The following is a 14,624-nucleotide window of genomic DNA, read 5'->3' on the forward strand; positions in this document are numbered from 1 at the left end:
CTTTTACTTTATTTCAAAATAATCTTATTTGATTATTTCATAGCTTCTCTTAATAAAATTGGTCAATTCCTCACCTTTTAGAAGCCCTTTCGATAGGCGGGCAAGATCTAAGGACTGGTTGATCAATCGCTCTTTTTTCTTTGCCGTTTTGGTGTTTAGGATCTCATTGACAAGATCAGAATTGGTATTCACGATCAGGTTGTACATTTCAGGCATGTTGCCCATACCCATCATTCCACCGCCACCAGTCTGCTGCATTTCTTTCATCCTACGCAAAAACTCGGGTTCCGTAATAATGAAAGGCGCAGCACTGCTGTCCATGGCCTCCAATTGAACCGTGTAGCTTTTGTTTTGGATCACCTCTTCCAAATCTTTCTTCAATTTCTCTTTTTCCTCATCGGACAATTTGGAAATTTGGGAGTCCTCTTTTTTGATCAGATTGTCCAAGTGATCGGAATCAACCCTTGCAAAGGATATGTTTTCTTTGGAAGTCTCCAATTTTTGCATCAGGTGTGATACAATAGGCGAATCCAACAATAAGACCTCAAACCCTCTGGATTTTGCGGTTTCGATATAACTGTGCTGTGCCTCCTTGTTGGATGCATAAAGGATTACCAATTTGTCATCTTTGTCGGTATGATTGTCCTTGATCTTTTCCTGAAGTTCTTCGAAAGTATAATAGTTGCCATCTACCGTTGGGTACAGGGCGAACTTATCGGCCTTTTCGAAAAATTTGTCCTCCGAAAGCATTCCGTATTCAATTACGATCTTAATATCGTTCCATTTGGCCTCAAAATCTTCCCTATTGTTCTTGAACAAAGAGGTTAATTTATCAGCTACTTTCCTAGTAATATAGGTAGATATCTTTTTAACGGCCCCATCTGCCTGTAAGTAAGAACGGGAAACATTCAATGGAATATCCGGAGAATCGATGACCCCTCTTAGCATTGTTAAGAATTCGGGAACAATACCTTCTACGTTATCCGTAACAAAAACCTGATTTTGGTATAATTGGATGCGGTCTTTTTGTACGTTGAGGTCGTTGGTCAATTTTGGGAAATATAAGATCCCGGTAAGGTTGAAAGGATAATCAACATTCAAATGGATATGGAACAGGGGCTCTTCAAATTGCATTGGATAGAGTTCCCTGTAAAACCCTTTGTAATCCTCTTCCTTAAGATCGGCCGGCATTTTTGTCCAGGCCGGATTGGGATTGTTGATGATGTTGTCCACCTCCTTGGTCGGAGCCTTATCTTCTTCCTTGGCACCTTCAGGCTTGGGTAGCGTTTCTGTTCTAGTTCCAAATTTGATCGGAACTGGCATAAATTTGTTGTACTTGCGTAAGAGCTCCGAGATTCTGTTCTTTTCCAAAAATTCCGTGGAATCTTCGGCAATATGAAGGATGATCTCCGTTCCGCGATCCTTTTTATCACTTGGTTCCATCACAAAATTAGGGGAACCATCACAGGTCCAGTGTGCGGCAGGCTCGTCCTTATAACTCTTGGTGATGATCTCAACCTTTTCTGCGACCATAAAGGCGGAGTAAAATCCTAAACCAAAATGACCTATGATACCAGAATCCTTTGCAGAATCCTTGTACTTGTCCAAAAATTCCTCTGCCCCTGAAAAGGCAACCTCATTGATGTATTTCTGTACTTCCTCTTCGGTCATACCCAATCCTTGATCTATAATATGGATTTTCTTCCCTTCCTTATCAATTTTGATCTCAATGATCGGGTTACCGTATTCTACCTTGGTCTCACCAATAGTAGTAAGGTGTTTTAATTTTAAAGTTGCATCCGTGGCATTGGATACCAATTCCCGTAAAAATATTTCATGATCGCTGTATAAGAATTTCTTAATCAACGGAAATATGTTTTCAACGGACACATTAATCTTACCTGTAGCCATATTTTGAAATAATTTTAATTTTTATGTTTTAACCTATGTCAAAAAAAATACCATTCTTTACTTGAGTGACAAACTGACACGTAACCATAAGGTATTCTTAGGCCAACGAAACATTAACATATTATTTTGTTTAATAATTTGTTGTTTTAAATAAACAATTATTATATTTGTGGTGTTGCAGGGAAAAAATGCTATGAAAAAGACTTATTTCTGTAACAAGTTTGTTTATTTATTGGTTAGGTTGTTTAAAAAGCGTGTTTGTAAAAACACGCTTTTTTTTGTTGCCATCATCATTTCGTATATGTTTAACACTATTTTGTTTAAATAATTGTATTTTTACATCAACAAAATATCCGAGCTATGCCAGCAAAAACAAATACTAAGAAAATTACGGTAGATGCCATTATAGGTGCTTATATGGATTACGTCCTGGAACACGAGGTAGTCCCAAAATCGATCTACAAATTTTGTAAGGCCAATAAATTTAAGGAGGAAGAGTTTTATCAATTTTTTGGTTCGGTAGAAGGCCTGCAAAAAGCGATATGGAATACCTTTTACAACAATACGGAAGCTTTGATCGGTAAGAATGAGGACTACGCATCGTTTACCAACAAGGATAAGATGTTGACCTTTTTTTTTACCTTTTTTGAGTTGTTGACGCTCAATAGAAGTTATGTCCTTTTTACCTTGAACGAGAATAAAAATATGCTCAAGAATATGGAGCAGCTCAAGGGCCTTCGCCAGCATATCAAGTCGTTCGCAACAGATTTGATAGAAGAGGGCAATGCCGTGAAATCATCCAAATTAACGCAACATTCCCCAAGATTATTCTCAGAAGGGGCATGGATACAGTTTTTGTTTCTTTTGAAGTTCTGGATGGATGATTCTTCGCCGGCATTTGAAAAAACAGATTTGGCCATCGAAAAATCGGTCACCACCATTTTTGATGTTTTCGATAATACGCCACTGGAAAACATCTTGGATTTTGGGAAATTTTTATACAAAGAAAACTTTTCCTAGGATTTGCAAGGTGCAAAATAGAAACCCGAACCCTTGGTCCACAAAGACCAATAATTGAATGAAATATGAAAACACTGGACAGAATTCCTACCGGAAAAATAGAGAGAGCAGGGAAATTGGTTAAGACTGGGGTAAAGGTAGGCGGCAACTACATGAAATATTACAGCAAGAAATTGGTGAATCCGGCAATTACAAAGGATGAGCTCAATGAAGAAAATGCAGGGGATATTTACGATGGGCTGAAGAGCCTCAAGGGCAGTGCCCTTAAGGTTGCCCAAATGTTGAGCATGGAAAAAAATCTTTTGCCAAGTGCCTACGTGGAGAAATTTTCCCTTTCTCAATTCTCCGTACCTCCATTGTCCGCGCCTTTGGTTCGTAAAACGTTTAAAAAATACTTGGGGAAATACCCTGAGGAAATATTTGATGAATTCGATAAGGATTCCATCAACGCGGCGAGTATTGGTCAGGTGCACAAAGCGGTTAAAGATGGCAGGAATTTGGCCGTTAAAATTCAATATCCGGGTGTGGCAGAAAGTATTGGCAGTGACTTGGCATTGGTGAAACCTATTGCCATCCGAATGTTCAATTTACAGGGTAAGGACTCCGATAAATATTTTAAAGAAGTAGAGAATAAGTTGGTCGAGGAGACCAATTACATACTGGAATTGAAGCAGAGCAAGGAAATAACTGAGGCTTGTGGTGCTATTCCCAACATGGAGTTTCCAAAATATTACGAAGAACTTTCCAGTGAGCGCATACTGACCATGGATTGGATGCAAGGGAAGCACTTGAGTGAATTTGCCAAAATGGATTTTGACGAAACCTTGGGGAACAAATTGGGGCAGGCGCTGTGGGATTTCTATATGTTCCAAATGCATGGATTGAGAAAGGTACATGCCGATCCACATCCTGGTAATTTTTTGGTCAGTGAAAGGGAAACCCTGATTGCCATAGATTTTGGTTGTATCAAAGAGGTTCCCAATGAGTTTTACATCCCTTATTTTGAGCTTGCCAAAAAGGAGAATATAGAGAACGATGCCATCTTTATGGAAAAACTATATGAGTTGGAAATACTGTCGGATTCAGACTCCCCAGAAGAACTAAAATTCTTTAAGGCGCTGTTCAAGGAGATGTTGACTATTTTTACCTCTCCCTTCAATGAAGAGTATTTTGATTTTGGAGCCGATGAATTTTGGACCAAAATTGCCAATCTCAGCGAGCGCTATTCCAAGGATCCCCAAATACGAAAAATGAACGGTAACCGAGGTTCCAAACATTTTTTATATCTCAATAGGACCTTTTTTGGATTGTACAATTTACTCCACGACCTGCGGGCCAAAGTAGAGGTCAATAATTTTAGGCAATACATATAAAAAAAAGCCCCGAATATTTCGGGGCCTTTTTTTTAATCTTTCCCCATTAAGGGAACATCCATTGTTTCTTCTTTTTGTTTCACGTATTTTTCCAGCCATTGATCTTGTTCCCACAGTAAGTGCAGGATACTTTCCTTTGCTCTGTAGCCATGACTTTCCTTGGGAAGCATGACCAGTCTTACCGTGGCCCCGAGGCCTTTTAATGCATTGAAATAACGTTCGCTCTGCATAGGATAGGTCCCAGAATTATTATCGGCCTCCCCATGTGTCAATAGTAAGGGGGTTTTCATTTTGTCCGCATGCATAAATGGGGACATGGTATAGTATACCTCCGGGGCTTCCCAGTAGTTTCGTTCCTCACTTTGGAAGCCGAAAGGGGTAAGGGTTCTGTTGTAGGCACCACTTCTTGCTATTCCCGCAGCAAATAGATCGGAGTGTGACAATAGATTGGCTACCATAAATGCGCCATAGCTATGACCACCTACGGCCACTCTAGACCTATCCACATAGCCCATCCCATCTACGGCATCGATGGCCGCCTTGGCATTGGCCACGAGTTGTGTCCTAAAAGTATCATTGGGCTGGGCATCCCCTTCTCCTATGATGGGAAAAGCGGCATCATCCAAGACCACGTATCCTTTGGTGACCCAATAAATGGGTGAACCCCAATAGGGATATGTAAATTCATTAGGGTTTTGGGTATTTTGGGAAGCACTGTTCTTATCCTTGTACTCCCTGGGATAGGCCCAAAGTATCATGGGCATTTTTTCCTTTTTTTGTTTGTCATAATTTACGGGGAGATAAAGGGTCCCGGTCAGTTCCAAGCCATCTTCCCTTTGGTAGGTGATCACCTCTTTGTGCACATTTTGGATACTCTTAAAAGGATTTTCGAAAAAGGTAAGTTGTTGTGGTCCCTTTTTCCCCATAAGGGCCTTGTAGTAGTAATTTGGATATTCGCTTTTGGATTCGATACGGACCAATAACTGATCCTTTTCCGGATGGTATTCTACCAAGGTCTCCTTTTTGTCCGTTAGTTTGGATTGGTAAAGTCGCGCTTTTTCTTGGGAGACTAAATTGATCTTGTCCACGAAGGGGAACTGTCCATTTTCCGAAAATCCATCCCCCATAAGAAAGGCATTGTTTTTATGGTCAAGGGCCAGAACGTTCAATCCATATTCATTTCTGGTGGTCACAAATTCACCTGGATCATTGTAGGCATCCTGATAATTGCGGTCCGTGATTATTTTGGGTTTCGTGGCCGGATCTGATGGGTTGAAGACATATGTTTTGGTGTTCCTTGTATTCCACCAGCGGTCATAGGCAATGGCCAGGCCATTATTGCCCCATTGGATGCCCGCATATCTATTGATAGTTTTTAGGATGCTTTTGCCCTCACCTTGAAAGGGGGCCTCCAATTGAAAAATCTCGTCCCTAAAAGCGACCTCATTTTCGGGATCACCTCCATCCAATACCTGGGCATAGATCAAAGTTGATGGTTTGTCGCTTCTCCAAGAAATATCCCTTCTTCCCGTCCGTTCGGCCATAAATCCTTGGGGCAGATCCTCAATCAGCGGAACCTGCAGTACCTGTTGTACCAAGTTTCCATCGTTTTTATAAATAGTGGTAGTAGACGGAAACCTGTAATAAGGCACCAAATAGGAGAAGGGTCGGTCTATGGTCACGGCCATTACGTAAGAGCCGTCCGGGGAAAAGCTCAGGGAACTGTACATATCCGCCTCCTTCCATAAGGAAACATTCCCATTGAGATCTACCTTGTGCAGTTCCGATAGTGCCAGTTGCTCAAAATTAAATTCGTCATTCGGATTTTTCAACAGATCTTGGTAAGTCCTGTTCTGTGCTTTTTTTCCGTCATTGGAGGAAATGGTCGGTCCCGAAGGTACGGCCTCGGCTACATTGATCAATGGTTTTCTTGCCGCAGGCAGGGTTTTTACCAGGATAGACTCTCCATCCTTGAACCAATTGATCACATCACCCATATTGGCATTCACATTGGCTTGGGTAATTTTTTTTACGGTTACTTTTTCCAAATCCAGTACCCATACCTCTACCCCGGTTTTTGTAGTATTGGTCACAGCAATTTTAGATTGGTCAGGAGACCAACTGAAATTTGCCAACCTTGGATTTTCTGGTAAGCCATTGACCTGGATCTCTTTGGTGGCCGTAGTGGATTTTATTTTGATATTGTTGTAGTAATTGGTGCGGCTTCCAATATTTGTTTTGGGGTTGATCCGCAGTCCGGCAAGTCGCAATTCGTCTTCCGAGAGTTCTTCTATGGTCTTATAGGCGTCTCTATATAGCATTACCATATACTTACCGTCATCAGTGGTCAATACCGAAGGGGCCAAAGGGGCGTCCACTAAATTCAAAATTTCTTCGGATGGTTTCTGGTACGTAAGACTTTCCTGTGCATATCCCCAAAAAACTAGGAACAACAGCAATAGTGGTAAGGATTTTTTCATGTAATAAATTTTAGGTTGGAATTAAAAATGGAACAATGTTAACGATGTGATCGCTTTTTGTTCCCGCGACAATTTACTAAAATACACTACCTTAAAATGTTGTGGAAAAGTTAAAACAGAGGCTTATCCCTGAAATTTGCCCGGGACATGGACGAAGATTGGTGATTGTATTTGACTTTATTTTATTTTTGTCTTTTATATAGAATCCCATCAATCTTTATTATATTGACAAAGGGTTATTTAAAACCTACATATTTCCGAAAAACTAACAAACCATAAGATGTTCAATTCAAAAATTATAGGATTAGGGTACTATGTGCCAGAAAATGTCGTAACCAATGATGATCTGTCCAAGGTGATGGATACCAATGATGCTTGGATACAGGAGCGTACAGGTATACAGGAACGGAGGCATGTGATCAAGGGTGAGGATACCACCACCTCCATGGGAGTAAAGGCAGCCAAGGTTGCCATTGAAAGGGCTGGGATAGATAAGAATGATATTGATTTTATCATTTTTGCCACCTTAAGTCCAGATTATTACTTTCCTGGTCCAGGTGTTTTGGTACAACGCGATCTGGACATTAAAACAGTAGGGGCACTGGATGTTCGTAATCAATGTTCGGGATTTGTCTACGGTATTTCCGTGGCCGATCAGTATGTGAAGACCGGAATGTACAAAAATGTCTTGGTCATTGGATCGGAACTGCATTCCCATGGTCTGGATATGACCACCAGGGGAAGGGGAGTTTCCGTGATTTTTGGTGATGGGGCCGGAGCGGCCATTGTCAGTAGGGAAGAGGATACCTCTAAAGGAATATTATCTACGCATCTGCATTCGGAAGGGCAACATGCCGAGGAACTCTCTTTGATAGCACCGGGAATGGGCAAGCGTTGGGTGAATGACATTATTGCAGATAATGACCCTAATGACGAGTCGTATTTTCCATATATGAACGGACAGTTCGTATTTAAAAATGCGGTGGTGCGTTTTAGTGAGGTGATCAATGAAGGATTGGAGAAGAACAACCTGAAATCTACCGATATAGATTTGTTGGTGCCCCACCAGGCAAACCTGCGCATTTCGCAGTTCATTCAGAAAAAATTTGGATTGACCGACGACCAAGTTTTCAATAATATCATGAAATATGGCAACACCACAGCGGCCTCCATCCCCATTGCCCTAACAGAGGCTTGGGAAGAAGGAAAGATCAAAGAGGGTGATGTTGTGGTATTGGCGGCCTTTGGTAGTGGATTTACTTGGGGAAGTGTAATCATAAAATGGTAAAATGATACCTTTCAAAAAAGGATAATGTAAAATAAAACCCGAAGCAGGTGCTCCGGGTTTTTTCATTGATAAGCTATACTAAACACTAACCATTAACTATAAAAATATAGGCCTATCAATGACTTGAATTTTAATTAGTCCCTCCCAAGGGACGAAAAATTTACGTAAAATAGGATAACGTTAACATTATTTAACATCGATATTAACATATGAAAAAAACACTTGTTTTTGGGGCTTCGCTTAAACCTGATAGATACAGCTATGTGGCTGTAAAACGCTTGCTGGCCAATGATATTGAAACTGAGGCGTTTGGGCTAAAGGAAGGGAATATTGATTCGGTTGCTATCAAGACCACTGTCAATGGCATAAATGATATACATACGCTAACGCTTTATATAGGGCCAGAGCGGCAGATATCATATTACGATACCATATTGGCCATTTCCCCCAAGAGGGTAATTTTTAATCCTGGAACGGAAAACCCAGAACTGTACGACCTATTGGAAAAAGAAGGCATAGAAGTAGAGGTGGCCTGTACCTTGGTGCTTTTGGGTACGGGACAATACTGATCCTAAAGAATCCTTCCTATTCCTTGGTCCTGATGAACCACAACCCAATAAATGTCAATAGGCCATTGAAGGGCAATAATTCATAGCCAACGGCATAACCTCCCAGATACTCCATAGGGATTTGAGCAATTCCTACAATAATCAGTACCGAGGTAACGGCTACGATCCAAACATATTGGTCCTTGATTTTGTGCTTGGTAAATATACCAAAAGCAAACAGCCCCAATAGGGGGCCATAGGTATAGGTGGCCACAGTGAGTAGGCCGTCGATTACGTTTTTGTCAAGTACATATTTAAATATGATGATCACGATAATCAATAGGACGCTCATACCAATATGGGTTTTCTTACGGATGCTCTTCTGAACTGCTTCTGGCCGCTTCTCGATATTCAGAAAATCTACACAGAAAGATGTGGTCAGGGCCGTGAGGGCACTGTCTGCACTGCTGTAGGCCGCGGCAACCAGTCCCAACATAAAAGTAATGGCTACCGTAATCCCTAGACCGCTGTTCAGTGCAATTTCAGGGAAAAGCAAATCAGACTTCGGGGACCCATCCATTAACGGAATGGCAATATTAAATTTGGAAGCATAGATAAAGAGCAGGGCCCCGAGCAGTAAAAAGATAAAATTCACCACTACTAGGACAACGGTAAAGGAAATCATGTTCTTCTGGGCGTCCTTGAGGGATTTACAGGTAAGGTTCTTTTGCATCATGTCCTGATCCAAGCCTGTCATACATATCGTTATGAACATTCCCCCGATAAACGATTTCACAAAATTGGTTTTATTGAAAAGGGAGTCCGTGAAGAACATTTTGTTGTATTGTTTCAGCTCTTGGGAGGCCAAGAATTCGGAAAAGGTCCAGTCCAACTCCTCATTGATGAAATAAATACAGAGTCCAACCGAGACCAGCATGAACAACGTTTGCAGGGTGTCCGTCCAAACGATGGTCTTTATTCCTCCCCTAAAGGTGTATATCCAGATCAACAGGATCGATAGGATAACGGTCACTTCAAAAGGTACATCCAATTCGTCAAAAACGAACTGCTGCAGTACAATGGCGACCAGAAAAAGTCGGAATGCAGATCCAAGGACCCTGGATATAAAGAAAAAGAAGGCGCCGGTCTTATAGCTTACCTGTCCAAACCGCTGTCCCAGATATTCATATATGGAAGTAACGTTGAGCTGGTAATAGATGGGCAATAGGACAAAGGCAATAACAAAATAACCCACGAGATACCCAAAAACTACCTGCATATAGCTGAATTGTGAGGCTTCTACCCAGCCGGGCACCGAAATAAAGGTGACACCGGAGAGGGAGGCACCCACCATTCCAAAAGCCACCAAAAACCAAGGTGACTGTTTTCCGGCCTTAAAAAAATCGATGTTGGAATCGTTTTTTCCGGTGAGGTATGATATGAACAAAAGCAATAGAAAGTAACATCCAATGAGGAGTAGGATATGCGTGGCGGTCATAAAAATAAATTTGCATCGCAAAGTACAAAAAGATAAAACATAAATCTAAAATCGTAATTTTGTGCCTATGGAATTTTCTTCTAAACTATTGGAAAATGCGGTTTATGAAATGTCACAACTACCTGGCATTGGTAAACGCACCGCACTGCGCCTGGTATTACATATGCTGAAGCAGCCCAGTGAACAGACCATGAGACTGACCAATTCCCTGCAACATTTAAGAAATGATATTAAATTTTGCTCCAATTGCCATAATATTTCAGATGTGGCCTTGTGTGAAATCTGCGCCAATCCCAAACGGGATGAAAGCTTGGTGTGTGTAGTAGAGGATATCCGTGACGTCATGGCCATAGAGAATACTGGACAATACAAGGGATTATATCACGTTTTGGGAGGTAAGATTTCTCCGATGGAAGGTATAGGTCCACAGAATTTGACCATTCCGTCTCTATTGAACAAGGTGAAGGAAGGGATAGTAAAGGAACTGATTTTTGCACTCAGTTCAACCATGGAAGGGGATACCACCAATTTTTATATCTATAAACAATTGGAGGGCTCGGGGGTGAAAACTTCTACGATTGCCAGGGGTATTTCTGTTGGCGATGAACTGGAGTATGCCGATGAGATTACGCTTGGGCGCAGTATAGTAAATCGTATCCCGTTTGAGAATTCGTTAAAATCGTCCTAATAATCAAACTAAAAAATAAGATTAATGTAATTGTAAGGTCTTTTTTTTAGTATTTTTGCAAATTATTAAACCAAAAAAGCATACAAAGTATCAATATGTCAAGATTCGAATTAAAATTACCGCAGATGGGCGAAAGTGTTGCAGAGGCAACCTTGACCTCATGGTTAAAGGAAGTTGGTGATACCATTGAGATGGATGAAGCCGTATTTGAGATTGCTACCGACAAGGTGGACTCTGAAGTTCCTAGTGAAGTAGATGGTGTTTTGGTGGAGAAGTTGTTTAATATAGATGATGTGATCAAGGTGGGACAGACTGTCGCCATTATTGAGATAGAAGGGGACGGCCCCGATGATGAAGAGGTTGCCGTTGCGAAGGAAGAGGAAGAAGTGCCCCAGGAGGCCGTAGCCGCATTGGAAGAACAAATGGTGGGAGCACAAGAAACAGCATCCGCCCCGGCAAAGGCATTCAGTGAGTCGGATAAATTTTATTCCCCATTGGTAAAAAATATTGCCAAACAAGAAGGGATTTCCGTTGCCGAACTGGATACCATAAACGGTACAGGTAAAGATAGCAGGGTAACCAAAAACGATATTTTGGACTATGTGGAGAACAGAGCTTCCGGGAAGTCGGCCACTGTATCCGCTCCACAGCAAGCTGCTCAAAAACAAGAACAGCCCGTTGCGCAAAAAACGACCGAGGAAAAACCAAAAGCAGCCCCGGTACAGGTGGGAAGTGGTGATGAGGTGATCCCAATGTCGCGTATGGGAAAACTTATTTCCCAATATATGACCGCCAGTCTTTCGACTTCGGCACATGTTCAGAGTTTTGTAGAAGTGGATGTCACCAATGTGGTGAACTGGAGAAATAAAATGAAGAATGCTTTTGAAAAGCGCGAAGGTGAGAAATTGACCTTTACGCCAATTTTCATGGAAGCGATAGCCAAGGCATTGAAGAACTATCCCATGATGAATATTTCTGTGGATGGGGACAATGTGATCAAAAAGAAAAACATCAATCTAGGAATGGCCGCGGCCTTGCCTGATGGAAACCTTATTGTTCCGGTAATCAAAAATGCAGACCAATTGAACTTGGTGGGCATGGCCAAAGCGGTAAACGATTTGGCCAACAGGGCAAGGAACAATGCCTTGAAACCAGATGAGATCAAAGACGGTACTTATACGGTTACTAACGTGGGGACTTTTGGAAGTGTTTTTGGAACCCCTATCATCAACCAGCCACAGGTAGGTATCATGGCGTTGGGGGCAATCCGCAAAATACCTTCAGTTATCGAAACTCCGGAGGGCGACCTTATCGGTATCCGTAGCAAGATGTACCTTTCCCATAGCTATGACCACAGGGTGGTGAACGGTGCCCTAGGGGGTATGTTCGTAAAAGCCGTTGCCGATTATTTGGAGGCCTGGGATGTGAACAGGGAAGTTTAGAGCTATGATGATCAAATATAAGAAATGCCCCATTTTATGGGGCATTTTTTGTTTAACGGAGGTCGCGGATAGGAGGTGATATTCGAAATTTGAAAGGGTCAGGGTTGTTTTTAGAAATGTTTAACATCCATAAGGCAGGGCTTTAGGGGCATCCCTTTATCTTTAGGCCTCAAACAAAATTTTATCGCGTTCATGTATTCTCGTCTCCCGATGATGAAAGGGCTTTGCTTTTTTATTTTATTACTTCTACCCATTGCCGTATTTCCCCAAAAAGAATCCATAAAGATGTTCCTGGACTGTAACTGTGAAAAGCGGTACATACAGCAGGAGATCAATTTTATAAGCCACGTTCGCGATCAGGGATTGGCCAATGTTAAACTATTTATTTACGATATCGCCAATGGGAGCGGTGGCAGAACCTATAGGCTGGAATTTACCGGGGAGGGAAGTTTTGCCGATCTGGAAAATGAACTTTCCTATGATACCACCGCCAACATGTCCTCCGATGAGGTTCGCAAAGGACTGGTGCAACGGATAAAGACCGGACTGCTGAAATATGTCATACAGTCCGATGTGGCAGATAATATAGATTACTCCATTACCAAGGAGGGGTTAAAGGAACGTCAGGATATCAACTTTGACGATCCATGGAACAACTGGATCTTTGAGGTGCGGGGCGAAGTGGATGTCAACAGTGAAGCCAGTAGGAACCAATTTAGGTACGAGCTGGGTTTTGAAAGCGATAGGGTTACGGAGAAATGGCGTATTCGTGCCGATCTGGAAATGAACCGTTTTAGTAGCAAATTTGAGAATGATGGGGAGGAGTTTGCCAGTGAACGGGAACGGTACTCTGGTTTTGGAAGCGTTGTGCGCAGCCTATCGGATCATTGGTCTGCCGGTATTTTTGGGGGTGCAAGACACGATACCTATACCAATCTCAATGTTTCCTTGGACCTGCGTCCGGCCCTGGAATACAATATATTTCCATATCGGGAGGTATTGAGAAGGGAGATAGTCTTTGCTTACAAGATCGGATATATTTTCAATGATTATATGGAGACCACCATATTTGGGAAGGACAAGGAATCTTTGTTCAGTCATTCTGTCGACGTACAGTTGCGTTTTCGGCAGCCTTGGGGCAATATCTTTACCCGGATTGTGGCTTCGAGCTTTTTGAACGACTGGTCCAAGAACCGGTTGCAGATGGACAGCTATTTGTCCATCCGCATCCTAAAAGGGCTTTCCGTCCGCTTTTCAGGGGATCTCAAATTGATCCAAGACCAGATCAATCTGCCCGCTGGTTCAGCCTCCATCGAGGATGTGCTCTTGCAGCAAAAGCAGATTGCTACCAATTTTGAGATCGGTTTTGGGGTGGGGATCAGCTATACGTTCGGTTCTGCCTTCAACAATATTATCAACACACGTCTGTGATCCGAAATGTATTTTAGGGTATTTTGGAATTTATCGAATATAAAGGGTAAATTTTTCATCCTCTATTTCTAAAAACTATCTTTGTAGAAATCATAGAAAAGCATGCAATTAAACCTGACAAGACCCATCTGTTTTTTTGATCTGGAAACAACAGGAATCAATGTGGCCAAGGACCGCATCGTAGAGATCTCCATTTTAAAAGTATATCCCAATGGCAACAAGGAGAGTAGAACATGGCTGGTGAACCCAGAAATGCATATTCCTGATGAGGTGGTTGCCGTTCACGGCATTACCAATGAAAAGGTGGCCAATGAGCCAACCTTTAAGGAGTTGTCCAAGGAAATTTATAAGATGATCAAGGACAGTGATTTGGGAGGTTTCAATTCAGATCGCTTTGATATCCCCTTATTGGCAGAAGAAATGCTTCGTGCCGATATTGATTTTGATATGAAAAATACGGTTTCCGTAGATGTGCAGACCATATTTCATAAAATGGAAAAAAGAACCTTGGAGGCCGCTTTTAAATTCTATTGCGGAAAGGATCTAACGGATGCCCACAGTGCGGAGGCAGATACCAATGCCACCTATGAAGTGTTGTTGTCCCAATTGGAAAGGTATCCGGAATTGGAGAACAACATCAAAAAGCTGGCTGAATTTTCCACCCATAGGCAATCCGTAGATTTTGCGGGCTTTATAGGGCTGGATGAAGACGGGGAGGAGATTTTTTCATTTGGCAAGCACAAAGGAAAAAAAGTTCATGATGTGCTGGAAAAGGAACCGGGGTATTTCGGTTGGATATTGAATGCCGATTTCCCGCTGTATACAAAAAAGGTCCTTACCCAAATAAAACTGAGCAAGCTGAACAATAAATTAGGGTAAAAACAATCTTTGTCTTTATTTTGGGGTTGGCCCGGTAGAAACTTCCAAGGGAATTGCGGGTTGTTA

Annotated in this window: 11 protein-coding genes; 8 read left to right on the forward strand and 3 right to left on the reverse strand. The window is 41.9% G+C overall.

The window, feature by feature from the left end; all coding sequences use genetic code 11:
• Positions 1 to 24 precede the first annotated feature (24 nt).
• Positions 25 to 1,911: a molecular chaperone HtpG gene (gene htpG, locus WAA86_RS14330; RefSeq protein WP_337301706.1), complete on the reverse strand. Its 1,887-nt coding sequence runs from the start codon at positions 1,909 to 1,911 to the stop codon at positions 25 to 27.
• A gap of 360 nt (positions 1,912 to 2,271) precedes the next feature.
• Here htpG and WAA86_RS14335 point away from each other — a divergent pair, with 360 nt between their 5' ends.
• Positions 2,272 to 2,931: a TetR family transcriptional regulator C-terminal domain-containing protein gene (locus WAA86_RS14335; protein ID WP_337301707.1), complete on the forward strand. Its 660-nt coding sequence runs from the start codon at positions 2,272 to 2,274 to the stop codon at positions 2,929 to 2,931.
• Positions 2,932 to 2,996: 65 nt separating this feature from the next.
• Positions 2,997 to 4,304, forward strand: a complete 1,308-nt coding sequence (locus WAA86_RS14340; protein ID WP_337301708.1) for an ABC1 kinase family protein — start codon at positions 2,997 to 2,999, stop codon at positions 4,302 to 4,304.
• Between the two features lie 32 nt (positions 4,305 to 4,336).
• On the opposite strand, the gene WAA86_RS14345 is transcribed toward WAA86_RS14340, so the two are convergent.
• Positions 4,337 to 6,784: an alpha/beta hydrolase family protein gene (locus tag WAA86_RS14345; RefSeq protein WP_337301709.1), complete on the reverse strand. Its 2,448-nt coding sequence runs from the start codon at positions 6,782 to 6,784 to the stop codon at positions 4,337 to 4,339.
• A 280-nt stretch (positions 6,785 to 7,064) separates the two neighbouring features.
• On the opposite strand from WAA86_RS14345, the gene WAA86_RS14350 reads away from it, so the two are divergent.
• Together WAA86_RS14350 and WAA86_RS14355 are read left to right on the forward strand one after the other, a co-directional pair.
• Positions 7,065 to 8,072 (forward strand): 3-oxoacyl-ACP synthase III family protein, encoded by a 1,008-nt coding sequence (locus WAA86_RS14350; RefSeq protein WP_337301710.1) that lies wholly within the window; start codon positions 7,065 to 7,067, stop codon positions 8,070 to 8,072.
• Between the two features lie 209 nt (positions 8,073 to 8,281).
• Positions 8,282 to 8,641, forward strand: a complete 360-nt coding sequence (locus WAA86_RS14355; protein ID WP_337301711.1) for a CoA-binding protein — start codon at positions 8,282 to 8,284, stop codon at positions 8,639 to 8,641.
• Positions 8,642 to 8,657: 16 nt separating this feature from the next.
• Here the strand turns inward: WAA86_RS14355 and WAA86_RS14360 are convergent, their stop codons facing one another.
• Positions 8,658 to 10,118, reverse strand: coding sequence for a sodium:solute symporter (locus WAA86_RS14360; protein WP_337301712.1), 1,461 nt, complete (start codon positions 10,116 to 10,118; stop codon positions 8,658 to 8,660).
• A gap of 67 nt (positions 10,119 to 10,185) precedes the next feature.
• Between WAA86_RS14360 and recR the strand changes: the two genes are divergently transcribed.
• The 4 genes from recR (at position 10,186) to WAA86_RS14380 (ending at position 14,558) form a co-directional block, all read left to right on the forward strand.
• The gene (gene recR / locus WAA86_RS14365) at positions 10,186 to 10,806 is read left to right on the forward strand and encodes a recombination mediator RecR (RefSeq protein ID WP_337301713.1); all 621 of its coding nucleotides are present in this window, start codon (positions 10,186 to 10,188) and stop codon (positions 10,804 to 10,806) included.
• A 95-nt stretch (positions 10,807 to 10,901) separates the two neighbouring features.
• Positions 10,902 to 12,248, forward strand: a complete 1,347-nt coding sequence (locus WAA86_RS14370; protein WP_337301714.1) for a dihydrolipoamide acetyltransferase family protein — start codon at positions 10,902 to 10,904, stop codon at positions 12,246 to 12,248.
• 192 nt (positions 12,249 to 12,440) lie between these two features.
• Positions 12,441 to 13,679, forward strand: coding sequence for a DUF481 domain-containing protein (locus WAA86_RS14375; protein WP_337301715.1), 1,239 nt, complete (start codon positions 12,441 to 12,443; stop codon positions 13,677 to 13,679).
• Between the two features lie 102 nt (positions 13,680 to 13,781).
• Entirely contained in the window at positions 13,782 to 14,558 is a 777-nt protein-coding gene (locus WAA86_RS14380; RefSeq protein WP_337301716.1) for an exonuclease domain-containing protein, read from the forward strand.
• The last annotated feature ends 66 nt before the right edge of the window (positions 14,559 to 14,624 follow it).

This window comes from Sediminicola sp. 1XM1-17, from assembly GCF_037203765.1.
GTDB lineage: Bacteria > Bacteroidota > Bacteroidia > Flavobacteriales > Flavobacteriaceae > Sediminicola.